This window comes from Salinivibrio sp. IB282, from assembly GCF_001995685.1.
In the GTDB taxonomy this organism is placed as follows: domain Bacteria; phylum Pseudomonadota; class Gammaproteobacteria; order Enterobacterales; family Vibrionaceae; genus Salinivibrio; species Salinivibrio kushneri.
In genome coordinates this window covers 1-26,299 of record NZ_MUET01000042.1, presented here as the reverse complement: position 1 = coordinate 26,299, position 26,299 = coordinate 1, and the positions used below count along the sequence as shown (strand labels likewise).

At 49.9% G+C, this 26,299-nt stretch carries 27 protein-coding genes; 20 read left to right on the top strand and 7 right to left on the bottom strand.

All coding sequences use genetic code 11. The features are described 5' to 3' along the window. Positions 1 to 64 precede the first annotated feature (64 nt). From BZG14_RS09880 to BZG14_RS09830, 11 genes are read left to right on the top strand one after another with little or no spacing between them, the layout of a single operon-like run. Complete coding sequence (locus BZG14_RS09880) at positions 65 to 1,018, top strand: YbgA family protein (protein ID WP_069363004.1); 954 nt, start codon at positions 65 to 67, stop codon at positions 1,016 to 1,018. Next, positions 1,008 to 1,838, top strand: coding sequence for a MerR family transcriptional regulator (locus tag BZG14_RS09875; protein ID WP_077608653.1), 831 nt, complete (start codon positions 1,008 to 1,010; stop codon positions 1,836 to 1,838). Before BZG14_RS09880 ends, BZG14_RS09875 begins: the two co-directional genes overlap by 11 nt. Further along, a complete protein-coding gene (gene phrB, locus BZG14_RS09870) occupies positions 1,829 to 3,271 on the top strand; it encodes a deoxyribodipyrimidine photo-lyase (RefSeq protein ID WP_077608652.1) in 1,443 nt (480 codons plus the stop codon). Before BZG14_RS09875 ends, phrB begins: the two co-directional genes overlap by 10 nt. Further along, the gene (locus BZG14_RS09865; RefSeq protein WP_077608651.1) at positions 3,268 to 3,708 is read left to right on the top strand and encodes a nuclear transport factor 2 family protein; all 441 of its coding nucleotides are present in this window, start codon (positions 3,268 to 3,270) and stop codon (positions 3,706 to 3,708) included. Before phrB ends, BZG14_RS09865 begins: the two co-directional genes overlap by 4 nt. After that, entirely contained in the window at positions 3,705 to 4,430 is a 726-nt protein-coding gene (locus BZG14_RS09860) for an SDR family NAD(P)-dependent oxidoreductase (protein WP_077486386.1), read from the top strand. Before BZG14_RS09865 ends, BZG14_RS09860 begins: the two co-directional genes overlap by 4 nt. A 3-nt stretch (positions 4,431 to 4,433) precedes the next feature. Then, complete coding sequence (locus BZG14_RS09855; RefSeq protein WP_077608650.1) at positions 4,434 to 5,693, top strand: NAD(P)/FAD-dependent oxidoreductase; 1,260 nt, start codon at positions 4,434 to 4,436, stop codon at positions 5,691 to 5,693. Then, positions 5,690 to 6,436: a DUF1365 domain-containing protein gene (locus BZG14_RS09850; RefSeq protein ID WP_069362998.1), complete on the top strand. Its 747-nt coding sequence runs from the start codon at positions 5,690 to 5,692 to the stop codon at positions 6,434 to 6,436. Before BZG14_RS09855 ends, BZG14_RS09850 begins: the two co-directional genes overlap by 4 nt. 2 nt (positions 6,437 to 6,438) lie before the next feature. Then, a complete protein-coding gene (locus BZG14_RS09845; protein ID WP_077486388.1) occupies positions 6,439 to 7,680 on the top strand; it encodes an SAM-dependent methyltransferase in 1,242 nt (413 codons plus the stop codon). Between the two features lie 3 nt (positions 7,681 to 7,683). Further along, positions 7,684 to 8,202: a DUF2878 family protein gene (locus tag BZG14_RS09840; protein WP_077486389.1), complete on the top strand. Its 519-nt coding sequence runs from the start codon at positions 7,684 to 7,686 to the stop codon at positions 8,200 to 8,202. Further along, positions 8,199 to 8,732: a hypothetical protein gene (locus tag BZG14_RS09835; RefSeq protein ID WP_077486390.1), complete on the top strand. Its 534-nt coding sequence runs from the start codon at positions 8,199 to 8,201 to the stop codon at positions 8,730 to 8,732. The genes BZG14_RS09840 and BZG14_RS09835 overlap by 4 nt, the downstream gene beginning before the upstream one ends. 5 nt (positions 8,733 to 8,737) lie before the next feature. After that, a complete protein-coding gene (locus BZG14_RS09830) occupies positions 8,738 to 9,277 on the top strand; it encodes a DUF3833 domain-containing protein (protein ID WP_102504657.1) in 540 nt (179 codons plus the stop codon). Between the two features lie 26 nt (positions 9,278 to 9,303). Here the strand turns inward: BZG14_RS09830 and BZG14_RS09825 are convergent, their stop codons facing one another. After that, entirely contained in the window at positions 9,304 to 10,935 is a 1,632-nt protein-coding gene (locus BZG14_RS09825) for a DUF2813 domain-containing protein (protein WP_077458309.1), read from the bottom strand. 198 nt (positions 10,936 to 11,133) lie between these two features. Here BZG14_RS09825 and BZG14_RS09820 point away from each other — a divergent pair, with 198 nt between their 5' ends. Beyond that, positions 11,134 to 12,045: a LysR family transcriptional regulator gene (locus BZG14_RS09820; RefSeq protein ID WP_077486391.1), complete on the top strand. Its 912-nt coding sequence runs from the start codon at positions 11,134 to 11,136 to the stop codon at positions 12,043 to 12,045. Positions 12,046 to 12,124: 79 nt separating this feature from the next. Here BZG14_RS09820 and BZG14_RS09815 read toward each other — a convergent pair whose 3' ends face one another. Continuing rightward, positions 12,125 to 14,830, bottom strand: a complete 2,706-nt coding sequence (locus tag BZG14_RS09815; protein ID WP_077608649.1) for a bifunctional acetate--CoA ligase family protein/GNAT family N-acetyltransferase — start codon at positions 14,828 to 14,830, stop codon at positions 12,125 to 12,127. Between the two features lie 281 nt (positions 14,831 to 15,111). Here BZG14_RS09815 and BZG14_RS09810 point away from each other — a divergent pair, with 281 nt between their 5' ends. Together BZG14_RS09810 and BZG14_RS09805 are read left to right on the top strand one after the other, a co-directional pair. Beyond that, complete coding sequence (locus BZG14_RS09810) at positions 15,112 to 15,615, top strand: SPOR domain-containing protein (protein ID WP_198532048.1); 504 nt, start codon at positions 15,112 to 15,114, stop codon at positions 15,613 to 15,615. Positions 15,616 to 15,844: 229 nt separating this feature from the next. Continuing rightward, positions 15,845 to 16,849, top strand: a complete 1,005-nt coding sequence (locus BZG14_RS09805; protein WP_077608648.1) for a D-alanine--D-alanine ligase — start codon at positions 15,845 to 15,847, stop codon at positions 16,847 to 16,849. On the opposite strand, the gene BZG14_RS09800 is transcribed toward BZG14_RS09805, so the two are convergent. Beyond that, positions 16,850 to 17,803, bottom strand: coding sequence for a tyrosine-type recombinase/integrase (locus tag BZG14_RS09800; RefSeq protein ID WP_077486393.1), 954 nt, complete (start codon positions 17,801 to 17,803; stop codon positions 16,850 to 16,852). A gap of 208 nt (positions 17,804 to 18,011) precedes the next feature. Between BZG14_RS09800 and BZG14_RS09795 the strand changes: the two genes are divergently transcribed. Together BZG14_RS09795 and yciH are read left to right on the top strand one after the other, a co-directional pair. Further along, on the top strand, positions 18,012 to 18,377 hold the full coding sequence (locus BZG14_RS09795) for a DUF3319 domain-containing protein (RefSeq protein ID WP_077486992.1): 366 nt from the start codon (positions 18,012 to 18,014) through the stop codon (positions 18,375 to 18,377). Positions 18,378 to 18,471: 94 nt separating this feature from the next. Further along, entirely contained in the window at positions 18,472 to 18,795 is a 324-nt protein-coding gene (gene yciH / locus BZG14_RS09790; protein ID WP_069362988.1) for a stress response translation initiation inhibitor YciH, read from the top strand. A gap of 69 nt (positions 18,796 to 18,864) precedes the next feature. Here the strand turns inward: yciH and BZG14_RS09785 are convergent, their stop codons facing one another. Next, positions 18,865 to 19,755: a TPR end-of-group domain-containing protein gene (locus tag BZG14_RS09785; protein WP_077608647.1), complete on the bottom strand. Its 891-nt coding sequence runs from the start codon at positions 19,753 to 19,755 to the stop codon at positions 18,865 to 18,867. 232 nt (positions 19,756 to 19,987) lie between these two features. Between BZG14_RS09785 and BZG14_RS09780 the strand changes: the two genes are divergently transcribed. Next, positions 19,988 to 20,350, top strand: a complete 363-nt coding sequence (locus BZG14_RS09780; RefSeq protein WP_077486994.1) for a hypothetical protein — start codon at positions 19,988 to 19,990, stop codon at positions 20,348 to 20,350. Then, entirely contained in the window at positions 20,343 to 20,882 is a 540-nt protein-coding gene (locus tag BZG14_RS09775) for an RES family NAD+ phosphorylase (protein WP_077608646.1), read from the top strand. The genes BZG14_RS09780 and BZG14_RS09775 overlap by 8 nt, the downstream gene beginning before the upstream one ends. A 366-nt stretch (positions 20,883 to 21,248) precedes the next feature. Here the strand turns inward: BZG14_RS09775 and BZG14_RS09770 are convergent, their stop codons facing one another. After that, positions 21,249 to 21,971 (bottom strand): RES family NAD+ phosphorylase, encoded by a 723-nt coding sequence (locus BZG14_RS09770; protein ID WP_241824650.1) that lies wholly within the window; start codon positions 21,969 to 21,971, stop codon positions 21,249 to 21,251. Next, the gene (locus BZG14_RS09765; RefSeq protein ID WP_046076072.1) at positions 21,937 to 22,341 is read right to left on the bottom strand and encodes an antitoxin Xre-like helix-turn-helix domain-containing protein; all 405 of its coding nucleotides are present in this window, start codon (positions 22,339 to 22,341) and stop codon (positions 21,937 to 21,939) included. The genes BZG14_RS09770 and BZG14_RS09765 overlap by 35 nt, the downstream gene beginning before the upstream one ends. Positions 22,342 to 22,626: 285 nt before the next feature. On the opposite strand from BZG14_RS09765, the gene BZG14_RS09760 reads away from it, so the two are divergent. After that, positions 22,627 to 23,661, top strand: coding sequence for a Gfo/Idh/MocA family oxidoreductase (locus tag BZG14_RS09760; protein WP_077486996.1), 1,035 nt, complete (start codon positions 22,627 to 22,629; stop codon positions 23,659 to 23,661). 138 nt (positions 23,662 to 23,799) lie between these two features. On the opposite strand, the gene chrA is transcribed toward BZG14_RS09760, so the two are convergent. Further along, positions 23,800 to 24,945, bottom strand: coding sequence for a chromate efflux transporter (gene chrA, locus BZG14_RS09755; protein WP_077486997.1), 1,146 nt, complete (start codon positions 24,943 to 24,945; stop codon positions 23,800 to 23,802). 464 nt (positions 24,946 to 25,409) lie between these two features. On the opposite strand from chrA, the gene BZG14_RS09750 reads away from it, so the two are divergent. Next, the coding region (locus BZG14_RS09750; RefSeq protein ID WP_108743547.1) for a LysR family transcriptional regulator at positions 25,410 to 26,299 on the top strand (890 nt) is incomplete at its 3' end.

The window sequence follows — 26,299 nt, the reverse complement described above, 5'->3', positions numbered from 1 at the left end:
GTACAACATCTTATAAATGTACAACTCCGTAGCCAATACGGCGCGGCTAGTGTAGAGGTCAGTTATGTCATTCCCCGTCGGTGTTAGCGCCTGTGTTATTGGCGAAAAAGTACGATTCGACAGTGGTCATAAGCGGAGTCCCTTTGTCAGCAAAGAGTTGGCACCCTATGTAGACTTTGTGCCAGTATGCCCTGAAGTCGGGATCGGACTCCCTGTACCGCGCCCCGCTATTCGGYTAGTCGACAAAGGCGATTTGTCAGTGAGGCTGGTGGAAACCAAAGATCAGCAAAAAGATTACACCGAAAAAATGACGGCGTTCAGTGAGCAAAAAGCGGAGGAGCTCGCTCATCAATCACTGCGTGGCTACATTGTTTGTGCTAAGTCACCGACTTGTGGCATGGAGCGGGTGAAAGTCTACCGCGAGAATGGTTACGCCTCCGATATTTCCGGGGTAGGGCTTTACACTCAGGCACTGATGGCGCGTATGCCATGGCTACCCGTTGAAGAAGACGGCCGGCTTAACGATCCTATCCTCAAAGAGAACTTTGTTTTTCGGCTATTTGCGCTTGATGATCTTTACCAGAGTGTCGAGCAAGGGGTTACCAAGAAAGCCCTTGTCGATTTCCACTCACGCTATAAATTGGTGCTGATGGCGCACTCACCTGAAAAGTACCGTGAGCTTGGGCGATTTATGGCCAACATCGGCCATTATGACCTTGATCGTTTTTTTGAACAGTACCGCACCGCGTTTATGCAAGCTATCGCCATTCGTGCGACGCGTAAAAAACACACCAACGTGCTGATGCACCTGCAAGGCTATTTTAAAAACAACCTTGATAAAAGCCAGAAAGCTGAGTTAGCGAACCTTATTCATGCGTATCGTCAGGGCACCATGCCTTTACTGGCGCCGCTGACGTTGATTTCGCATCACCTCCATAATCACCCTGATGCGTACTTAGCTAACCAAGCCTATCTCAAGCCTTATCCTGATGCGCTGAGGCTTCGCTATGGCCTTTAACACGACTCACGCTCTGACCATCAGTCAGGTCGCGGATCAAACCGGGGTTAACCCTGTCACGCTGCGTGCTTGGCAGCGACGTTATGGATTGCTTGCGCCTGAGCGAACGGCCAAGGGACATCGGCTTTATAGCCAAGAAGATGTAGAGACTATCGCTCATATTCTTCAATGGTTAGATAAAGGCGTACCGATCAGCAAGGTCAAGCCACTTCTGGCTCACATTCCCGTGTCGGCAGACACGGGCGATGACAGCGTGGCACGTGAACTGATTGACTGTATTCACACATTCTCGGTTAAACGGCTAGGGAACGTTCTGGACACGCTTTTAAAAGAGTATCCCTTCTATTGGTTAGTCGAGCATGCCTTTACCCCAGTCGACCAATGGTTAGGTGACGACGAGGAAGCGGTACGTTTGTTACAGCGCGACCTGTGGCAAAGCGCCGTGATCGATCGATGCCGAACAGCGCTGGCGGCGAATGCAAAACGGCATSCACCATTTCGATGCTGGCTTGTCTCCTTAACCGTGACCAGTGAATACCAACGTGTGCTGATAGCTATGGCACTCAACGAGAAGGGTTACAGCGTCACTATTCTGTCAAGCCCGCATCAACAATTGAATATGTTGGTTGAGGTGATGCGGGAGCAGGGGGCGAGAACATTGGCCTTGATGGCAAATCGTCGGCTCGATCGTGCCCAACTCAATCAGGTACGCCATTGCCTGGCTCAAGATGATATTGAGGTGGTGAGCCAAGCTTTTATCTGCTCCGTACACGGTGACGAGTTGGCAGAACTTAAGGAGAACAAAACGTTATGCATCTAGTCTGGTTTCGGCGCGATTTACGCGGGCTGGATAATCGTGCGTTGAGCGCAGCCAGCGACGCGTCCGAGCCCGTGGTGGGGATTTTTATTGAGACACCGGAACAGTGGGCATCGCACCACCTTTCGCCCAAGCAAGCGGGCCTTATTAAGGCGCGGCTAGACGCGTTACGTGAGGAGCTTAGCGCGAAAAATATTCCTTTAGTGGTGGAGCGCGCGGCTGACTTTCCTCAATCGGCAGAAAAAGTGGCCGACTATGCGCACCGCATTGGCGCAACAGCGGTGTTTGCCAACAAGGAGTACGAGCTTAATGAAAGCAAGCGTGATGAACAGGTGTGTGCGGCGTTGGCGGACAAAGGCATCGCATGGTATGCCTATGATGACCGCAATTTATTCGCCCCGGGTACCATAAAATCAGGAAAAGGTGAACCGTATAAGGTGTTTACTCCCTTCAAAAAAGCCTGCTTACGAGCCCTAGACGGCATGGATGTTTCACCGTGCCAAAAACCATCCAAGCGCGAGACAAACTCAGCCGTTGACGCGATCTTTTCACAGCTTCAACCGATTCATTTTGATTATCCGATGGAGGATGTCTCGGACTGGGCGTCCGATGAGAAAGGGATCCTCGCGCACATGCGTCGTTACTGCCGCGAGCAAGTGGCGGATTATAAACGACAGCGTGACTTTCCGGCGGTGGATGCCACCAGTCAGCTTTCTCCTTATTTGGCCATTGGCGCATTATCCCCGCGTCAATGCTTGGCGCGTTTACAAGAAGAGCAAGCCGATTGGCGCGAGCCCGATACAGGGGCTGCCACCTGGCTGTCGGAGCTTATTTGGCGTGATTTTTATCAGGAAGTGAGCGCACAAAACCCAGCAATCAGCAAAAAGTACAGCTTTTTAGCCTGGGGCGAATCCGTGGTATGGGATAACGACCCGACATTGTTTGAGGCTTGGAAGACGGGAAAAACGGGCTTCCCCATTGTGGATGCGGCCATGCACCAGCTTAATCAAACGGGTTGGATGCATAACCGATTGAGAATGATTGTGGCGAGCTTTTTGACCAAAGATCTGCTTATCGATTGGCGCTGGGGAGAAGATTACTTCATGTCCAAACTGATTGATGGCGATTTTGCCTCGAACAACGGGGGCTGGCAATGGTCTGCGTCGGTGGGGACCGATGCTCAACCTTACTTTCGGATCTTTAATCCGACCACACAGGGAGAGCGATTTGATAGCGATGGGCGCTTTATTCGTCGCTGGTTACCGGCGCTTAAAGAGGTGCCAGGCAAGCATATTCACAACCCCTGGCAGTGGGCGGATAAGTATGCCCAGTCCCTTGATTATCCGCGTCCGGTGTTGGATCACGCCACTCAGCGTAAAAAGGCGCTAGCCATATTTGAAGCGGCGAAGGATCAGCCTCAGGAGCAAACACCATGACTCGCTCGCCAACCCATGTCGGTGTGTCGCAATTTGTGACGACCTATCAAGCGCTCAATAAAGATAACTTGTCATCACTGGCGACGATTTATCACCCACAGATTGTGTTTATCGATCCTGCGCACGAGATAACTGGCTTAGAGGCGTTTATCCAGTATTTTTCGCTGCTGTACGAAAACGTGACTGATTGTCAATTTCATATACACACGACCGCGGTAGACGGAGATGATGCCTTTGTGACCTGGACCATGATGTTATCGCACCCCAAGCTGGATGGGGGAAAAACGCGACAAGTCCAGGGCTGTTCTCACTTATGTTTTTGTGACGGCAAAATCATTCGGCATCGTGATTACTTCGACTTAGGTGAAATGCTGTACGAAGCGCTGCCTGTGATAGGTCGCCTGCTCAAACATATCAAAACGAGGCTAGGACAATGAAACACGTATTGATCACCGGCGCGACGTCGGGAATTGGTGAGCAATTGGCAAGAGACTATGCACGTCAAGGCTGGCATGTAACAGCTTGTGGACGGAACCAAGACAAGCTCAACACCATGGCTCGCGATCACGCATCACTAGACGCATTGGCGTTTGATGCTACGGATAGCGAACAAACGCATCAAGCGCTGGGTAACCTAAGCGTCTTTCCTGATTTAATTATTTTAAATGCCGGGACGTGTGAATATATCGACCATGGCAAAGTCGATGTGGCACTGTTTAAGCGTGTGTTTGAGATCAATGTCTTCGGTGTTCTCCATTGTATTGAAGCGCTACAGGCTCGGTTCACTCACAGCACGCATCTTGCCATTGTCGGCTCCTCGGCCAGTTATATGCCGCTGCCACGTGCGGAAGCATACGGCGGATCAAAGGCGGCGATTAGCTACATTGCCAACACCTTATCGGTCGATTTGGCACAGCAAGGGGTGACGCTGTCACTTATCTCGCCGGGATTTGTAAAGACGCCACTGACAGACCAAAACGACTTTGCGATGCCGATGCGCATCACGGTGGAGCAAGCCTCTGAAGCCATTCAAAAAGGATTGGCAAAAGGAAAAACGGAAATACATTTTCCGCGGAAATTTACCTTTATTCTCAAGTTTCTCGCGCTACTGCCCATGTCCTGGCAGCGAGCCCTCGCACGACGTATGACAAGGAACTAAAGCATGAAAATTGCCATCATCGGCTCAGGCATTGCCGGTTTAACCTGTGCTCACTATCTCAATAAACAGCATGATATCACCTTGTTTGAAGCGAATGATTATTTGGGGGGCCACACGGCGACAGTCGATGTCGAGGTCGCCAGTGAACAGTACGCGATTGATACCGGCTTTATCGTTTTTAACGATCGCACCTACCCGAACTATGAACGTTTACTCAATGAAATTGGTGTGGATCGCCAACCTTCTCAGATGAGCTTTAGTGTCCGCAATGATGCGAATGGACTGGAGTATAACGGGCACAGCCTTTCCTCGTTATTTGCGCAGAAGCGTAATGTTATCAATGTGCGTTTCTACCGCTTTTTGGCCGAGATTATGCGATTTAATCGCCTTGCGCGCGACGCACATGCCACGGGTGAGGCTGAGCGGCAAGGCGCACTCAACACCTTGGGTGATTTTCTCAATCAACATGGGTTCAGCGATTATTTTTGTCAAAACTATATTCTCCCCATGGGCGCGGCGATTTGGTCATCCACTTTGTCGGATATGCGTGGTTTCCCCTTGGCGTTCTTTCTACGTTTTTTCCAAAACCATGGCTTATTGGATATCGCGAATCGGCCGCAATGGTATGTGATCCCCGGTGGCTCTCGTGAGTATGTTAAAAAGCTCACGCCTGCCTTTGAGGATAAGATCCACCTGAATTCACCGGTGACACAGGTTCGCCGTACCCCTGATGCGGTATGGGTGACGACAGAGGCCGGTGAACAAGCGTTTGAACAGGTGATTTTTGCCTGTCACAGTGACCAAGCCTTGGCCATGCTGTCCGATCCTAGTGAAGCGGAGCAACAGGTGCTCGGGGCGATTCCCTATCAAGACAATGAGGTTGTGCTTCATACCGATACATCGCTGTTGCCCAAGCGTCAAGGCGCCTGGGCGAGTTGGAACTATCATTTGCCCTTGTCAGATAAAATAGACACAGATCCGGCGGCTTTGACCTACAATATGAATATATTGCAGTCAATTCAGGCGCCTGAGACATTCTGCGTGACGCTAAATCAAACCGACAGGATTGAGCCGAGTAAAATTCTCAAGCAATTTGTCTATGCTCACCCCGTATTTAATACCGACAGTGTTGCCGCACAGCAACAGCGCCATCGAGTGAATGGCCAGCAACGTAGCTGGTTCTGTGGCGCCTACTGGTATAACGGCTTTCACGAGGATGGTGTGCGGAGTGCGCTTGATGTGGTGGAGGGGATCAATTCGTGAGTGAGTCGGTTTCAGCACTAAATAGCGGTTTGTATGTCGGACACGTGCGGCATCGGCGTTTTAGCCCAATAAAACACACGTTCAATTACCCGGTGTTTATGCCTGTGATTGATCTGGATGAGCTTAGTTTGCTGGCATCGCAGGTCAAAGGGTTTCGCTTGGGCAAGTGGGGGGTAGCCGCCTTTGATCACCGCGATTATTTGAATGGACAAGCGGATACCAAAGCAGCATGCATCGATAAGATTCAAGAACTGACAGGCGAGCGCATTGAGGGGAAAGTGTATGCGTTGTGCCAGCTACGTTATTTGGGCGTGTATTTTAGTCCGGCCAACTTTTATTACCTCTATGACCAAGCGCATAACTGGCGTTATTTATTAGCCGAGGTAAGTAATACCCCGTGGGGAGAGCGGCATTATTATGCCGTGCCTGCGGGTCAACGGTATGAACATGACAAAGCGTTTCATGTCTCTCCGTTTAATCCTATTAAGCAGCGTTATCACTGGCGTCTGCGCCCCTTAGGTAAGCGGGTTCACTTGCACCTCGAGGCTCACCGACAACAGAAAGAATTCGACGCCACACTGGGACTGCAGCGACGTCCGTTTACATCAAAAACACTGAATAAGTTATTGATCCGGACGCCGATGGAAACAGTAAAAGTTGTCATTGGTATTTATTGGCAAGCGCTCAAACTATGGATAAAGGGCGCACCGTTTTATCCGCACCCGAGTGCGAAGAAGGAGTAATTATGTCTGCAACGGACGTCCCTCAGAGTCAACGCACGCTGACACGTAAAGAGCACTACGCCAAGCAGTTGGTTTACACCTTGCTAGCACACGTTGATGAGGCGTGTATTTCTCTGGTCGATGAGCAGGGCCAGACCTTACAGTGTGGTGATCCTCAGGCACAATTACATGCATCCGTCCTGGTACACGACCCACGCTTTTACACCCGGATTTTAACCGGCGGCAGCATTGCGGCGGCCGAGGCATACATCGATGGTTGGTGGGAATCGCCAAACTTAACTGACGTCATTCGCGTATTTGCTCGCAACCTTCCTGCTATCGACAAAATTGAAAAGCACACTGGCTGGTTGGTGGGGTTGGGTAACAAGCTTGCTCACTGGCGCAATCGCAATGAAAAAGAGACCGCGCGCCGCAACATCGCAGCACATTATGACCTCGGCAACGACTTGTACCGCCATTTTCTTGATGAGCAAATGCTGTATTCCAGTGCTATTTACACAGACAAAGAAATGACGCTGGAACAAGCCCAAGTTGAGAAGATGGACCGACTCTGCCGACAACTTGCGCTGACTGCAAATGATCATTTGCTCGAGATTGGCACCGGCTGGGGAGGCATGGCGATCTACGCGGCTAAACATTACGGCTGCCGCGTGACTACCACCACTATTTCACAAGAGCAATATGCGTGGGCGAAAGCCTGTGTCGAGCGAGAAGGGCTGGAAGATAAGATCACGCTGCTACAACAAGACTACCGCGATCTGACTGGTGAATACGACAAACTGGTCTCGATTGAAATGATTGAAGCGGTGGGGAAAGAGTACTTGGACACTTTTGTGCGTCAATGTCAGGCCTTGCTTAAGCCTGATGGTTTGATGGCTATCCAAGCGATCACCATTGCTGATCAGCGTTACGAACATTACAGCCGTAACGTCGACTTTATCCAAAAGCATATTTTCCCCGGAGGATTCTTACCTTCAGTGAGTGTGTTGTTGTCTCACCTCACCGCTCAAACTGATTTTGTGATCAGAGACTTAAAAGACATCGGCTTGGATTACGCACAAACCTTGGCGGATTGGCACACACGCTTCAATCAGCAGACAGACGCACTGCGCGACTACGGCTATGACGATCGGTTTGCGCGTTTGTGGCGCTATTACTTTTGTTATTGTGAGGGCGGTTTTAAGGAGCGCACGATCAGTGCGGTACAGCTACTCCTAAGTCGCCCCGCTTGGCGAGAGGCATAATTCGTGCGCTTTGTCGTTATTTCTTTATTGTTCAATGTTTACTGGTTTTCGGCGGCGCTCGGTCCGCCGAGCTTTCAGTGGTTGATGGTCGCGATGTTGCTGGGCGCGATCCTTTATGACCGCAGCGTGATGTGGGCAATGGCCGTACTCACGCCTGTTGGGTTGATCGGTGATAGCCTATTACTTCACACACAGTGGTTAGCGGTTGATACTGAGTACGTTGTGATGCCGCTGTGGCTACTATTACTGTGGCTAGGATTTTGCAGTTTTGTCTGGTTAATGCGTGACCTGATCCTTGCACGTGCATTTTGGTTTATGACGGCGCTGGGCAGTTTGGGTGGCGCGAGCAGTTACTGGGCAGGAGAGCGTTTAGGGGTTTTAAGCTTCCCACAGTCACTATGGGCCACTGGCGCGGTACTGATAGGGGTCTGGTTAGTCTACAGCATCTTCCTGATTAACCTGATGCAATGGCTGCAACATCAGTTGCGTGCCCGTTCTACCGCGACAAGGAGAGAGCCATGAATAGGCGGGTCAAACACCTTATATTAATGCTTGTGCTCGCAATGCCTAGCTATGCGGTCGAGACCACGACGTCGTCAATGAAATGGCAAAGCTGGCCACAAGTTGGCGAAGCGACGTTAACTTGGGGCTGGTGGACCATCTATCAGTCATCACTGCGCTCACCGACCGGGCGTTATCAAGCGCAAGCACCCCACGCGCTAGTGATTACCTACGCGCGCGACATCAGTGATCAACGACTGATGAAAGCAACCAAGGATCAGTGGGAGCACTTGGGCTTTACGGAAACACAACGAGCGCGTTGGGAAAAAGCGCTAGACAAAGCGTGGGGGGATATTGAAGAAGGCGATCGTTTGGCATTCGTGCGCCACGCACAAAAAGGGATATTTTACGCCCAGCCAAAAGGAGAAAGCTGGCAAACGACATTGACCGTGGATGACACCGAGCTGGCGGATGCATTTCTCGCGATCTGGTTATCGGAAGACACGGATTATCCAGATCATCGTCGAGCATTATTAGGAGAAACGCCATGAGAAAAATGACGCAGACGATAGGCAAGATTCTAACGGTATTGGTGAGTGCCATGCTGGTGGTGGCGTGCTCTGCCGATATTGATGATTACCAAGGTCAAAAGCCGGACTTTAACTTGTTTGAATACTTTGAGGGACAAACAAAAGCCTGGGGTATGGTGCAAGATTTTACCGGTGAGCAAACCCGACGCTTCGTTGTTGATATCGAAGGTGTGGTAGAGGGAGACACACTGACACTGGATGAATCCTTTGTGTATGCCGATGGCGAAACGCAAACCCGAGTTTGGACGATTAAACGTCACCCTGACGGGACTTATACAGGGACGGCTGGCGACATCGTCGGGACGGCAAAAGGGGTGGTGGCGGGCAATGCGCTTAATTGGCGGTACGACTTAGTAGTGCCAGTTGGCGACAGCGAATACCAACTCCACTTTGACGATTGGATGTTTCGCCAAGACCAAGATCGCCTCTTTAACGTCACTTCGATGCGTAAATGGGGTATAGAAGTCGGCAAAGTCACGCTTTTCTTTGAGCGGGTGGAGCCATAGTGCGCGAACAGAACGCGTTAGGGGCGTTAACCAACCCCCCTAGCCAGACCGATTGCGCGTTGGATAACCCAGCGCAACAGCTTGGGGATCGGGGCGTTTAACTCGTTCTCGGTATAAGCGATAATGGCCAGCGCGGCGTCGGGCTTGGCATAGCGTTTTAAGGCTTTGGCGATAATGCGTTTGTCGTTCATATGAGGCTGCTGTCCCGTGACGCCGGCCATATCGCGAAACAAAGGCTCATAGCCGTTATTATATAGGTAGTGTTCAATGTCGCGGTCAGGCAGCACGGTTAAACGCGCGCCCTCTGGTTGATGCTCTATTTGCCCGCGCGCCGTCGCGGCGTACTTTTTACCAGCCATATCGCCATCTGCTACTAAATGCCATTCAATGCCCAAGGCCTTGGCGGCCTTGATCAACGGCCGCAAACCGCTTTGGGCAAACTCGATAAGGTGTACCCCTTCTGCCGCTAAGTCATAACCTTGCAATCGCGCCAGCTCGTTAAACAGCCAAATTTCTGTTTCACCCTCGACCAATAGCCAACAGCGTGCAAACAGTGCACTGGGTCGGTGAAAACGAACATGGAAGGTGACGCGGCGACGCTCGTCTTGGCTGAGAAGGTGAGACGGTACTTGGTGGCTATGGGTTTCGGTGGGGTGTCGCACCAGACGGCGAATATGGTCTAGTTGTACACCCGCGAGCAAATCACCACTATTGGTAGTAAGAAGCTTTTGCATCGGCATCAACTGAATCAAGCGCCACGCTTGGTTCAGTAAGGTTGGATGAAGTCGCCCCTCTGGATCTTCAAATAGCATCACTGGCCGCGCATTGCGTTTGAGCTGTTTAGGCCCGCGTGCTCGGACAAACGCACTTAATAGGCCCATGAGCACGAGCCGGCTTTGATTAGAGGTGTTTGCGGCCACCGCTTCGAGCGGGTGCATTTGGTTATGCGTGATGGCCAATGCGCCTGGGGCATGAATGGGATAAGGATCGCGGTCATGCTCGTAGGCGGCAAAATAGTGATCGAGCAATTGACGCATGGCATGCAGGCCGCTCTTTATCTCGCCTTTATTCACATGGCCAGGCATCATCAACAGGCGGCGATAAGTGTTGTCTAACCGCTGCTCAAGACGGGTGTTATCTTTGGTGACCGCTTGTCCTGGTACGCGCATGCGCCTTGCATCACGCACACGAACGACAGGATGGATTTGCATCAGGTGGCTGGCGAGTGCGTCACTGTTTTCGTGCTCAATCATATCGCCTTGTGAGGATAAAAACGCTCTTCGTACCGAGACCTTGCTTTCTTGGATGGTGGCRCTCAAGCAATAATCAAGGGTTCGGCAACCCGCGTTGGTTCCATTCCAAACGGGTTTAAAACGGCGATAGCGACGCGCTTTATGCTCACCGGGAAAGCTCTCTTGCCAACGGAGAATGATTTGAAACTGTTGTTCAGGCAAGACCCCCAGAACATGGTCGACATGAAAGTCCGAGCGTTTGAATTGAGGTTTATCGCCACTGGGGTGGAGGGCAATTTCTAACGCATCGAGTAGAGAAGATTTCCCCCATGCATTTTCACCGATTAAAACGGTCAGTTCATCTACTTGCAGTGACAGGCGGTTGATACCACGAAAGCCTGCTATTTCAATTCGGTCTAGTCTCATTGTCACCTCTGTTTTACAGTATGACACCTTCTTGAAAAAGAAAACCCAGTCCTTTGTGGTTTTGTGCTATATGCCTGATTTATTGCACTTAACCAAGTGGGGACTCGGGCATATTTACAATAGGGTGGTGAGCGAAACCCTGATATAGTGTTTAGAGTTAATAACGCAGCCCGATTGGGCGATCATCAAGAGACAGTCATGCTATCGTTTGAAGCCCTACAAGTGCTGGATGCCATTGAGAGAAAAGGAAGTTTTGCTGCCGCCGCTGAATCATTGAATCGTGCGCCGTCATCATTAAGCTACCAGGTTCAAAAACTCGAAGACGAGCTGGGTTTGGTGATTTTTGATCGCTCCGGACATCGCGCCACATTTACCGATGCGGGGTATTTATTGGTTGAACGTGGGCGGATGTTATTGAATGCCGCCGATGAGATGGTCGCCGATGCGGCCTCCTTGGCACACGGATGGGAGTTGGAGATTTGCCTGGCCTATGATGGGCTGTTTAAAAGCCACTTCTTCTTTCCTCTGATCGAGCGCTTGGCGAAGAAAAGCAATACGCGCCTTAAGTTGACCGAGCAAATCTTGGCAGGATGCTGGGAAGCGCTGGCCCAAGACCGCGCTGATGTGTTGGTAGCACCCATTCCCGACACGGTGCCGCAGGGCATAAAGGTGCAGCCTTTGGGCGAGATGAGCGCCTATTGGGTAGCCGCGCCCGACCATCCCATTCACAAAGAGGCGCGTCCCGTTGAGCCTGATGTGCGTGCCAAATACCGCGGGGTGGCGGTGGCGGATACTGCGCGTGGTATGCAACCTAAAACCTTTAATGTGTTAGAAGACCAGCCGCGGCTCACCGTCAGTTCAATGCACGATAAATACGCGGCGATCTTAAACGGACAAGGGATCGGGACGCTGCCTTGGTTTTGGATACAAGATGATCTCAATGCGGGCCGTTTAAAACGCTTGAAAGGCGGAGAGCCATTTGAGCTAACGCTTGGGGTGGCCTGGAAACGTAATCGGATGGGTAATGCTAAATCATGGTTAGTACGCCAGCTTCCCAAGCTCTTAGCGCCCTACCTGCAAGCAGGGGATATTCCCATTGGTCACACGTAGGTAAAACAGCGTTTCGCTTGCTCGTTTTTAGCCGCGCTCGTCCGGCCGATGCATGCAGCCCAAGTCCGTTTAGACGTTTTTAGTCGTTAACTGGCGGATGCGGGTGCAAAGACAGTTGCATATCGACAATGCCATCTTCCATTTGCACATCAATACTAAAACCACATTTTTGTGCCAAGGTTATCATCCCTCGGTTATTGGGCATCGTCATCCCGGTGATCCGCGATAATCCCGCTTGGCGACCGTAATCGATGATGGCTTGCATAAGCACGCGACCTAAACCTATCCCTTTCAGATCGGAACGCACGAGCACGGCAAACTCAGCGTCGGTGTTTTGTGGATCTGCCAGCAAGCGTGCTACCCCCCAAATCTCTTCTTCGCCAGACGCAAGATGGTAAGTAGCCACGAGTGCCATTTCACGGTCATAATCAATTTGGGTCAGATTTGCCAGCGCTTCATGGTTGAGTTCGCCGACGTCGGAAAAAAAGCGACGATACAAATCTTCTTCAGAGACTTTTTCTACGAAGGCTTTATGCGTCGGTTCATCCTCGGGAAGAATAGGACGAAGCAGAATGGTCTGCCCATTTTTGAGCTGGATAGGCTGCTCAAGCTCTTTCGGGTAGGGGCGTATCGCTAACCGCTTTTGTTGACTGCCTGCGTAATCACGCAACCGTAGGGAGGCATCGAGAATAGTCAGCTCATTGCCAGACACCAATAAAGGGTGAATATCGAGTTCATCAATCTCTGGGCAATCAATGATCATCTGTGACAGGGTCACTAAAAAACGGCATAAGCGGGGAATATCAATAGAGATCGGAAAACCACGTTGTTTGATTTTGCCGCTCTTTATCGCGCCAATGACCAGGTAACGTGCCAATGCCATGTTCAATGGTGGGATCGCAACCGCAGCATCCTTGGTCACATCCCAATCCGAGCCCCCTTCACCCAGCAGAATGATAGTGCCGAACACGGGATCATTGCTAATGGTCACCCGCAATTCTTGCGCGCCAGCGCGATGAGCCATGGATTGGACTAACAGGCCTTCAATACGCGCGTCTGGAAAGGTAACCGTGACACGATCCACAATGGCTTGGGCGGCATTCGCGACTTCAGCGCCAGTGCGTAGATTGAGCATGACGCCCTGTACATCCGATTTGTGTCGGATATCTTGTGAGCGCAGTTTTACCGCGACCGGGTAGCCAACCTGTTCAGCAATTTGCGCGGCTTCGACCGAATCGTTAGCTAACCAGGTTGCTATTACTTGCATGCCATAGGCTTCGAGTAAGGGGCGGACTTCGTGGGTGGTTAAGGTCAAATGCTCAATATCTTCTGCTTGATCGATAAACGCGCGAGCGGCGGGCAAGTCGTAGTCCATATTCCCCGTCGAGGTGGGCGTTTCCATTAATTGCTTTTGGTTGCGCCGATACTCCACGAGATGCATGTAGGCGGTGACGGCGCTTTCGGGCGTACGATAGGTCGGAAAACCGGCATGGGTAAAAGCGAGACGCGCGACCGTGGCATCATCGCCTTCGCCTTGCCAATTGGTCAGAATATTAAATCGACGCGCGCGTGGGTTTTCTTTGAGTGAATGGATAATGGCCTTGGCGGTACTCAAGCCCGGCGCAGTGACTGAGGGAGAATGCATGATAAGCACGGCATCGGCATCGTCACTGTTTAACACAATGTCAATCACCGCTTGATACCGTTGCGTATCGGCGTCCCCCACGATGTCAATGGGGTTGGTTTGCGACCAGCTTTTGGGAAGGACCTGATGCAAGGCGTCGAGCGTTTGCTCGCTCAGCGTTGCTAACTTGCCGCCAGCATCCATCAGCGTATCGACGGCCATCACCGCCGGCCCGCCCCCATTGGTAATAATTGCAAGGCGTTCACCACGGAGTGGCACCGAGTGAGCAAGGGTTTCCACCGCCGCAAACAGCTCGTGCGTATTGTTAACGCGCAGCATACCTGAGCGGCGAATTGCCGCATCGTAGGCGGCATCTAAACCAATATTGGTATGACTGAGCTGCTCGAGTGCCACCGAGCCGCCTCGTGTGCGGCCGCTTTTAAGTACCAGGATCCGCCGATTACGGGCAGCGGCGCGGGCGGCTGATATAAATTGGCGCGCGTCGCGTATTGAGTCGACATACAGCAAAATGGCGTCGGTTTTGCTGTCACGACAAAGAAAATCGAGTAACTCTGGAAAGTCGATATCGCTTGCTTCACCGAGTGAGATAAAGGTGGAAAAGCCAATACGTTTGTTGCGTGCCCAATCTAAGATGGTGGTGCATACCGCTGCAGATTGAGAGACAAAGGCAATATTGCCCTTATTGGCAGGGACCGGCGCAAATGACGCATTGAGATTCAGCCAAGGTAAGATCATGCCAAGGCTATTAGGGCCGAGGACGCGCATGGTGTATTTTGCCGCGATCTGTTGCATGGCGTCGTATTGACTGATCGCTTCTGCATTTAATTGTCCCCGCATGCCCGCTGCCAGCACAATCACCAGCTTTACCCCCCGTTCGCCAAGCTGCTCAATAAGAGGAGGGGTGGTTTCGCCACGCGTACAGAGGATGGCTAAATCAGGCACCAAGGGAAGATCTGCCACGGTTTTGTAGGCTAATATACCGGCAACCGCTTGGTACTTGGGCGTCACGGGCATGATAGGGCCTTGGAAGCCGCCGGACTGCAAATTGCGCGTGACAACGTAGCCAGCACGACCACTGTGATCAGACGCGCCCACTACAGCGATGGACTTTGGCTTGAGGAGTTGATCGATACCGGCCATGATGCCCTCCGTTGGTTGACGTGTGCTTGCTTGTGGTGCTCAGAGGTGCAAGCGTGTTTATTGGCCAGTTTATCGGTTTGCGCTTGAATTCAACGGTTTTTTTTAGCGCAATGTGATCTCGGCATGGCAGAAAATGAACAGTGAGATAGACTAAAAGCGACGTTTAACGTGACTATCTGTGAGCTGTAGCCGGAAACCTCTTGCAAGAGGATAACTTTTGGTTGAATGGCTCCTAGGTCGGGGGCACAATGAAACAAACTTGGATAACTGACAGAATCACAATGAAAAAATTGGCCTTACTGGCTATCGTCATGCTGCTGACCGGATGCAGTGGCGGTGGCGTTACCACTGAAATTTACAGTCAGACAATTGAATCAACCGACAAGCGCGATAGCGTGCAAACGGAAGATACCGCGCAAACGGCAGACGCCGAGCCGATGATGAACACGGCCAAGCCTGAGCCGAAGCCAGCACCGAAAAAGCAAGCGGCGAAACCCGCGACGCAAAGCGCTGGGTATACCATCCAACTCGTTGCCCTTAGTCATGATAGAGGGTTCAGTGATTATGCCAAACGGCTTCCGAGCGACCAGCCATTGTGGAGCAACAAAAAAATGGTAGATGGTTTGCCATGGTACACCTTGTTATACGGTGAATATCCAAGCCGTGATGCCGCGAAACGAGCGATTAAGGCACTACCACAAACCATTCAGGAATATGGTCCTTTTGTACGCGATATCAGTAAAATAAAACGGTCTTCAACACCTGAGATGATCCGTGTGAATTAATTCGCGGGTTGGCGTGATTGAAAAGCTGGCGAATGCCAGCTTTTTTGTTGCGTGGCGTTTATCCCTGTATTGCCGGTGACGCGCTAGCGGCACAGATTGAACAAACCTCCAGCAAATGAGCTCTAATGAACGAATAAAAACGCCTCTGAGAGATGCAAGCGAATCCGCATTTGTCTACTATGGCGTTAGTGTCCGAACAGCGCGTCTAGACGCGTGATGAGAGAAGAAAATGACCAAACTCAACCTGCTTTTGTTATGCGGTGGCGGCGGGGCAGAACATGATATTTCCCTCGTATCTGCCCGATATATTGAATCACAATTAGCTAAGTTACCCCGCGTTAAGGTGCATAAAGTTGAAATGACCCAAGACGGGTGGCACCTGGATGACGGTATGCGCTGTCATCTTGATACTGATGGCAACCTGTGCAGTAAAGTGGAACTCACGCAAATTCACTATGTTGTGCCTTGCCTTCATGGCTTCCCGGGCGAAACCGGCGATATTCAGTCATTACTGACGATCACTGGCCTGCCATACTTAGGATGTGACGCGGAAGGTAGCCAGATCTGTTTTAATAAAATAACGTCAAAGCTATGGTTTGATGCACTTGGTATCCCCAACACCCCCTATGTGTTTATCACCGACCAAGGCGAGCAGAGCCAAGCACGTGCCTCCGCGTTTCTAGCGGACCATCAGGCGGTGTTTGTGAAAGCGGCCAGCCAAGGGTCGAGTGTAGGGTGTTACTACGTAACAGATGCCGCGCAGCTACAAGCCCGGATTGCCGATGCATTCACCTTCTCGGATCAGGTATTGATCGAAAAAGCGATCAAGCCGCGTGAATTAGAGGTGGCAGCGTTTCAAGTGGGCGATGAAATTATCGTGACACGCCCCGGGGAAATCCGGTGTCCCGAAGGGAGCTTTTACACCTACGAAGAAAAGTACAGCGAAGGGAGCCACAGTAATACCTATATAGAGGCTGAAAACCTGACTGAAGCACAAGTGGCAGCAATCCGTGCCTACGCCCATCAGGCATTCAAGCAACTGCGTTTAAAAGACATGTCGCGTATCGATTTCTTCTTAACCGAAGACAACGAAATCTTAGTCAATGAAATTAATACGTTTCCTGGCATGACGCCTATTTCTATGTTCCCCAAACTGATGGAGCACCATGGCTTAGCATTCCATGAATACTTGGCATCCTGTATTAGCACGGCCACGGGTCGACGGGTTAATTGATTAATCGGTAAGTTTTTTTCGTCGGTAACGCGATTTGGCTTGTTCGCTGGCCTCCGTATTACCGACATATTGCGCCGGCATGGCGGGGCTTTTCCAACGTCCCATATGTTGGATTTGCTTTATCGTCATGCCTTTTTTCGCGAGCGACCGACTTGCCCCCACTCTGGGTGACTGGCCGGAAAAGGTGACGGACTCATCCAACAGCGCACTAGCTCGTCGAAAGACACGATAAATCGATGATGGGTCAAGCGGCGCTTCTCCCAACTGACCATGCTTGTTGATTCGCCGAAGTAGGGGGCCTTGGCGGATACCTGTTTTGTCTAACCAGTCCATCAATAACCTAGCGACGGATTCAGACAGTGGGACGCGCTGGTCTCTCACCATAATGAATGCTTGCGCCTCGACCGTGATCAGGTCATCTACCGACAGGGCGGCTAGCTCGCTGCGCTTTAATAATCCTTCGTATGAGAGCGACCAAACTAAACGATCACGTATGTCTTTTAAGCGCTTTGAACGGGCAAGCTGTTGGTTTAACGCCGCTAGATGATGAGATTGAAAGGGAGTGGCCTCTCGGCTTTCTGGTAACTTCGCGTGGAGTAGGCGCGCCATTGCGTACTTTACTTCCCGGTGCTTACTGGGATCTTTAAATTGGTGAAGCTTGTGCACCAAGCCGACGGTAATAACCATCCTACGCACGGCTGAAATCTTACGCCGATTGGCTGTTATTTCAGCAAAACGGCGCAGCGTGGTGACAGCACAAGGAAGTGGCGTCACATTCTGTTCTTGGCAGAAGGCAACGAAAACGCGCCAATCATTACGATAACTCAACAGCGAGTTTTGACTATAGACGTTTTGCGTGACAGAAGACCATTCTTCAATGCTCAATGTGCCTGTATTAAAGCGAGCTTGACTTTCTTCAATATCACTTGGGTCTAAAGGCAATAGTCTTTTCATAACGCACTATAACTTGTTATTAATAACTCCAATGTATCAGATTTTAGTGAAAAATGTTTGAAATATATCTCAATTCGCCTACTCCTTAGTCTAACAGCCCCTTGTGCGGGTGAAATTTCTAGAACAACGCGTGATAATAGTCTAAAAATGAAAGATGCTCGTACGCCATGTATGTGTATCGGATTATTGTTCGCGAAAGGAGATAACCATGACTCGACGCCTTTTTCATCGTGGTTATACGATTGAAAAGACAGAAGGTGGTAATGAGACCGAGGTTTACCGGGCTAGAGTCGCAGGTAAATCGATCTCTGGCAGTTTGCAGAATGTAAAAAAATCAATCGAGTGGTGGGCTGACACAAACACATTCGTGGAGCCTGCTGATTTTGACGATGAAGAGAATGACGTATCGTCAAAAAAGCAGGTAGAAGAATATAAAGGTTTTCGTATCATGAACGACGACCCAGAAAAAGATGAAAAGGGCTGGTACATGATTGTACGCGGTAACTTGATGAAAGGCTCGCTGCCCGCACTCAAACACTTTATTGACAAAAATGCAGAGCAACTCCGCGCTTAAGAAGGAAAGCCACTGAGTGGCTCTCCCTGTCACTGGCTGCTATGTGGATTCAGCTTTGATATAGTGTGCCCAAACGCTTCAACGATACAGAATTATGTCTGATAATAATCATTTAGTTTACTCGACAGAAACTGGCAGAATTAAAGCCGAGCCAGAAAAGCCAAGCCGCCCAAAAGGTGATGGCATCGTTCGTATTCAGCGACAAACCAAAGGGCGCAAAGGTAAAGGCGTCAGCTTGGTAACAGGGTTGGATCTTGATGATGGCGCGCTGAAACTGCTCGCCGCTGAGCTTAAAAAAGTGTGTGGCTGTGGTGGCGCAGTCAAAGATGGCGTTATTGAGATCCAAGGGGACAAACGCGATGCCCTCAAGGCACACCTAGAAAAGAAAGGCCATATAGTGAAGCTGGCGGGCGGCTAAGATCTAAAAACATCATAATAGAAACAAAAAAGGCAGCGTGGGCTGCCTTTTTTTTGTTCAGCGCAGTTATTAGGTATGACCGTCTGCGTCAATCAAGGCATCGAAGCGCTCATTACCGTGTAGAGATTCGAAGTCTGCTTCTTCACGAGCGGCTTCGCGCAGTGACGCGCTCTCTGCAACCGCCAGCTCTAAGTCAGACACAGCCTGATCTTCCGCCCCCAACCTCGTATAAGCACATGCGCGTTGGAAGAGGGCGTTGGCATTACGCTCATCCACCTCGAGCACGCGGTTACTGATACTGAGCGCCCAATGGTATTCGCCCATTTCCATCGCAGCATCCGCCTTGTGGGTGAGCGCTTCAAGGTCACCAGGACGGATTTTGAGGATTTCATTATAAATTTCCATCCGCTGCTCTGGCGTCTGCGAATGTTGCGCACGCAACCATAAGTTATGGATTTCATTAATGCGTTCAATCTCTTTGTTGTTTTCAGCAATAATGCGCGTTTTACGCTTCAAGTCGCGTTCCAAAGCTTGGAACTTGCGTTCATATTGCTCTGCAATTTCAGATAACTGTTGATCCGCCAGTTCTTTAGTATTGGTTTTTATATCGCGCAAGGACTGCCAACCCACCAACGCAATCAATGATGCCGCACCGGCAATCAGATAAAAGAAGTAGGTCACTGTTACATTGGCATAGTTGAGTGATTTATCCGCTACGTCCAGCTCACGATCGGTGATCTCGGTCACCATTCGCTTTTCTAGCGCCTGGAAATCGGTTCTTAAGTTTCGGATTTCATCCAAAACGTACCTTTCCATCAGGGGTTTATCGTAAATACTTTGCTCAGCATACGAGGTCGGCTCTTTCGCCGCTTTGATATGCTTGACATCGTTTTCATCTTCAGCACTAGCACTGAAGCATGCCAACGCCACGAGCAAACAAGCCCAAATGTGCGCTTTCATGATTATCCTTATGTAACGAATCAGTTGAGAACTAACGAGACTTTAGCAAACCTTCCACAGACTAAAAAGGTTAACAGATGGAATTCGCTGATAAGATGACTTTTCAATACCTAACGTCCGATACGAACCGTGATCGGCGCGTCAAGCACCGTGAGCGAACGCCTTGACAATCACTATAACGACAATCATATTGGATGTATATAAGTCAGGTATTGTTGACATGGTGAGCGCAATGAACCGATCTATTTTAGATGCAGTCATGAACGCAGAAGGTATCGTTGAACCAAGCAAAATGGCCGCGTTCTTTCATACCAACTTGAAAGAAATTGCGTCGTTGTCTGGATTACCTTATTCCACGTTAAGCCGCACAGAGCGATATTCAACGATCAAGGCACAGCAACAACTGCGTAACTGCACAGAAGTGATCAACCGAATCCTTCCGTGGACGGGAAATGAATTTCATGCCTACGCATGGTATCGGAGCGAGGGGCTGCCAGAGTTTGGCGGATTAACTGCAGAACAACTGGTTAAACACGATCGAATGGACGCACTGAGAGCCTACCTTAATCATACGAGCGAAAGCGGTTATGCATAAAGAAAGGCTGCAGGAATACCTATTTCGCTTTGAAGGTGCGGTATTTCGTGGCCATAACCCTCGCTGGTCATACGCGCCTAACAGTGGGGAAGGAGCAAGACGCAATGGTGGGCGCTTTAACCCCAAAAGCGTTGCCGCTCTGCACACCTCATTGTCTCAATCGGGTGCATGGGTAGAGGCTCAGCAGGGGTTTCGTTTTAAAGCGCAGCCTTTGACAATATGTCAATATGATGTCGACTGTGACAATGTACTCGATCTGACCGATGAAACAGTGCTGCTAAACTGTGGCATCAAGCCCTCAACACTCAGCTGTGCCTGGTTAGACCAAGTGACCCAGAACCAAACCCCCGATAGTTGGCACTTATCGAAACAGCTCATCCGTGCAAAGGTCAACGCCATTATTGTGCCCAGTTTTGCGCGTGGCGCCACCCGAAAGATGAAAAACATCGTATTTTGGCGATGGCGTGATACGCCACCCAACATGGTTAAAGTGATTGATGACTTTGAACGGCTGCCGCCATCACCTTATTAGCGCCACCCGCCAAGGTAAGTGAAGCCCCAGTGTTTGCCAAAATAGCTTGGTATAACCCGTAAAGCCGTTCCGTCTGGCTCATCACCGCGCGCTTGAAGCATCTCAGATCAAGCGGAGCATTTGAACTGAGTGGGTTAAAGAAAGTGGTGATTAGCTATTTTATGGTAAATATCGTTTATGGTGAATGATGGGCAAGCATGAATACACGTCGCTAAGTAGGGCGACAGTGGTCGTAATGGCGCATAAGCAGCGGTCTCTGTATGATAAACAACAAACCTCGTTCTACTTCAGCACTCCCAAATTATATTTAACATAACATACATAATACGCACTAATGGTTGGTTTGTTAACATACAGCCGTAACACTCAGTCCATTGCGTAAATCTTCTCAACCTGACTAATGTCTTTCCCGTTCCAAATCATTTCTGCATGGAAGCATTGGATGACGTCGCTAACCACTTGTGGCGTAGACATCGCCCAACAGCTCCCTTTTTCATTTCTTACTGAGTTGTAGCGGATCCCTGTTAATGTATCATCTTGCCGAACCTGACGACCAAACGCCTGTGCCGCGGAGTAATCAATCAGGTCGTAGATTGGATCTGTCATTGGCTTATCGCACACATCAATCACCTGATCGTCATTAAATGTGAAACGAAGCGCCCTAAACACCAAGCGATCATAATGAAGCCCATTAACATCAGTCCAATACTTGCGCTGGTGATACATGACTTCCTTTAAAGCGGTCTGTTCGGTGTCGCCGATATACAGCATTCCAAAGCTGCCATCAGCAAAGCGTGAGCCATCACGGTTAATGTGCGTAAAGGCGGCTACCGCATAGCTACGACCACGTTCACAGTGGTACGGGATTTCTTCCGGCTTAATCAGGGAAACATCGCCCACTTCATCGAGAATACGTGGATTCGTCAATGCTTGCAGTTGATACATCACCTCAAAGTCTTCCGGATTAAGGACATCATCAAACAAGTCAATCGTCGGGTACTTAGACGGAATGAGCCTATATCCTACCGCTTGATTTTCTCGACCATCCAGCATTTTATCCCCACTGACCTGAACGTAAAGCGTCAACACGACAAAACACTTCGTAGAGGTCAGCAAACTTGCCGCTACTAATAATAGATAAAGGAGTCCGCCCTTCGAAGTAAGCGTTTTTGTTCTCCATAGACATAAATCCCTGAACGTTCTCTTGGTTATCGAAGATAATTCGAAGACTACCGTGGATGTTTGCGATGTAGCTTAAACGCTCAAGCTGATCATCATCCATAGATATCGTGTCTGGGTTAGCCTTGTACTTTTGGAACGTAGACCTTGGTATGCGAAGAATTCGTTGCATGTCTGCGCCGGTGCATCCCCATCCTTCCATTATGTTTACAGCAGCCTTGAAGCCGACCTGAGCCATTCTCTTCTTGTCTGCCGCTTTTAGTGCTTGTGCTGCTGTCATATCATTCACCATTTCATGTTTGCACACTCTCATTGTGGATCTAATATTTAATTTTGTCCACAATGAGACAGGAGACCTTACACAGCTCGCGACATTTTCTCGTCTTGGATTGACCAAACCTCGCACCCGAATCAACGCCCTAACAGAACACGCTTGATGTCATCGTATGGTATGCCTTGATGCATTAAACAGCGATGCGTTGCCACACCTCACCTCGCTTGGATTGATTGGTATAACGATGTCCGATAAAGTGCTGATAATACGTCGTCAATGCGAGTGAGCTTTATGATAAAAACAGCTTTGGTGGGTTTTGGCTTTTCTGCTAATACATTTCACGTTCCTTTTTTGAGTGCAATCTCTGAGTTTGCGATTTCAGCTGTTGTATCCAGTAAACCCGAGCAGGTTGCACAGCGGTTACCTAAAGCGGCCTGCTTTGATGATCTCAGCACCTTACTCACCCAACAAACCCCAGATTTGGTGGTGATCACCACACCCAACCATCTCCACTACCAACATGTTAAACAAGCATTAGAAGCCGGTTGTCATGTCTTAGTGGAAAAGCCTTTTGTCACCAATAGCCGTGATGGTCTCGAGTTAGCAGAGCTGGCCAAGCAAAAAGGCTTGGTGTTGTGTCCTTACCACAATCGACGTTGGGATGGGGATTTTCTCACTCTAAAAGGCTTACATCTCGCAGGTGAGCTTGGCGACATCAAAGTAATGCACTCTAGCTTTAATCGCTACCGCCCAGAGGTTCGTCAACGGTGGCGTGAGCTACCAGGTGAAGGCGCCGGTATCTTGTATGATTTGGGTTCACATTTAATTGACCAAGCACTGCACTTATTAGGGGAGCCGAATGCGGTTTCCGCTAGTTGCCGCGCACTCCGCCCAGGCAGTGAAACGACAGACTACTTTCAGGTGACTCTGCACTACCCAGACAAAGAGGTAATTCTTTCCTCAAGTCCCTATCGATCTGGCACCACAGAGCGTTTTGTTGTTCATGGTGAAAAGGCAACCTTCAGTACCGTAGGGCTGGATATTCAAGAAGAGCAACTACGCGCTGGCTTGATGGTGACTGTCTCTGGTTTTGGTGAACAAGCGTATCAAGGGATGCTCGAAGTTGGTGACAGCGTCACACCTGACCCGCTTACGCTTGAAGATGGCCAATACCACCGCCTATTTGACGGGCTAGCTCAGGCAATTACCAATGATCAACCCTCGCCTGTTTGCCCCATCTCCGCTAGCAAAGTTATCTATGCTATTGAGTTGGCACAAACAGCCTCCGATACAGGCACTCGCCAGCCTTGGCAGTTCCAAGACTAACTCCCTTTAAAAGATTAAACCTAGCCTAGTCACATCATCGGTGTGACTAGTGTTTTTCATTCAACTATTTAAAGTTATAGTGCACTAAAGTGTTCGAAAATAGCCCAGGCATCACTGGGCTATAAAACAGAAAGCGCTTTAGGCGATGGTAAACTGATAGATCATCATCAACAGGAGCAACCAAAACACAGAAACACGCCACCTGATGAGAGCAACCAAACCTAGCGCTATCGGCAATAAATCAAGCGGTTGTGTGTAAGCAGACACCCATACCGGTTGGTACAATGCGGCAGCTAGCAGCCCTACAACACAGGCGTTGATCAGGCTAATTGCACCCGCTAGACGAGGTTGCGTCTTCACTGCATCCCAAACGGGCAACACGCCAAACATCAGCAATGCGCCAGGCAAGAAAATTGCGATAGTGGCAATAATACTGCCCCAAAGCGGCGACAAGCCATCAATACTGGCGCCAAGGTAGCTCGCCATCGTAAACATAGGGCCAGGCACAAGCTGTGCTGCCGCGTACCCTTCAATCAACGCAGAGTCTGTGACAACGTCACCCACTATAGGCTCGAGCAAAGGCAGCACGACATGGCCACCACCAAACACAAAGCTCCCTGCCTGATAGAAAAGATTAAATACTTGCACCCAGAGTGTTTGGTTGAATAACCAAGGTACGGTCAGTAACAGCAGAAACAAACCAATGATGGTGCCACTACGACGCCATGCAATGGTGACCGGCGCTTGACGCTGCTGTGGTTTAGCAAAACCAATCGCCCCCACGATACCGGCAATCAGAATTGGTAGCACCTGATACAACACGCCAGATGGGGTAAATAGCAACCATAACGTCGTCATCACCGCTATCGACGCGGTCGCCCACGAGCTGACAAACTTTTTCCCCATCGACACCGTCGCATCAATGACGACCACCACCGCCAATAACTTCGCCGCACTGATGATGGTTGCTACCCAGTCTGCTGCCTGCGCGCCACTGTTTAGTACCGCCGCCGCCGTCAATAAGGCAAAGGAAGGTAAGGTAAACGCCACAAAAGCTCCCAACGCTCCGATATAACCGGCACGTTGATAGCCAATGTACATCCCCAACTGGCTACTTCCCGGTCCGGGTAAAAACTGGCTAATTGCCAGGCCCGAAGCAAATGTCTCTTCACTGAGCCAGCGCTTATTTTTGACAAACACCCTTTCAAAATAACCCACATGGGCGGCAGGCCCCCCAAAGGACATACAACCCAACAAAAAAAACTGCTTGATTAACTCAATCATTGTTTACCTCCCACCACGAGTGTACGCAAACAGAACAATGAACAAAAACAGACCATTTTGATTTTATGAATCGATTAAATTAATAAACAAAGGTGAGGTAGCGCTGAGCAGAAGCGCTGTGTAACTTTACAACACGAATAGGAGTAAGCACTTACAACTCCGCACTCTTCATGTTTACTCGAAGAAACAATCATTATTTATCGCTATAAATCATTAAGTTATAGACTTATAGGTTTGCCGTGAAAATAACAGTGATAGGCTCATGTATCGTTCATAGGGGTAGAAAAGACGAACCCTCATTGACGCATCGATGTCACAATGTGCACGCATTTAATAAAATAAACTCGACATGGTATAAACCGTTTATCTTTGATGAATACGCATGCGTGACATTGTCACACACATTCCTGACCACCGACGTTATGTGGTAGTCTCACGCTATTGATGAAATGGATGTGCGTAGAATGCTCGATTACCTTCAACAAATCGTTGTGCTAGCCGCTGTTGCACAAGAGCAGCACTTTACTCGCGCAGCAGACAGGCTGGGAATTTCGAAGTCTCAGGTCAGCAAACAGGTTCGCTATTTAGAGGATCGCTTAGGTGTGCAGTTGGTGCAGCGCAACACCCGCTCTGTTTCCCTTACCGAAGTCGGTAGCAGATATGCGGAGTATGGCAGCCAGTTGATCGCTACCTTGGACGAAGCGGAAGCGATGGTGGCAGGCTATCGCAATGAAGTGACAGGCAAACTTAAGATTGGCGTCGCACAGTCGTTTGGCAATACATTAATGACGCGTCATTTCGCTAAATTCCGCCAAACTTACCCAGCGCTTAACCTCAACATTAATCTTTTTGATCACCGCCCTAACCTCGTCGAGGAAGGCTACGATTGCTGGGTCGCGATTCATGAACATCCTCCAGAGGGGATGGTGGCAAGAAAACTGGCGGATTGCCAATTTAAACTGGTCGCGGCACCCGGTTATCTAGAAGCGAGAGGCATCCCAAAACAACTGGTTGATTTGCGGCAGCACGATTGCATTACCTATCAAAGCCGTGAGCGCCGTTATGATAAATGGCCGTTTATGAAAGCAGGCATGGAGCAAGTGGTGCATGTCAGTGGCCAGTACACAATTAATAACGCACCCGCGGTACTCGAGGCGGTTAAAGCGGGACTCGGCATTGCCTATTTGGCGACTTACCTTATTAACGAGGAAATAGAAAAAGGTGAACTCATTGAGCTATTGCCTGAATGGCAACCTTGCCTTGAGCTGCCGATATACATTGTGTATCCAAGACGCAAACACCTTGCCCCCAAAGTGAGAGAGTTTGTCGATTTTATGCTGCAAGAAGTCGGCGA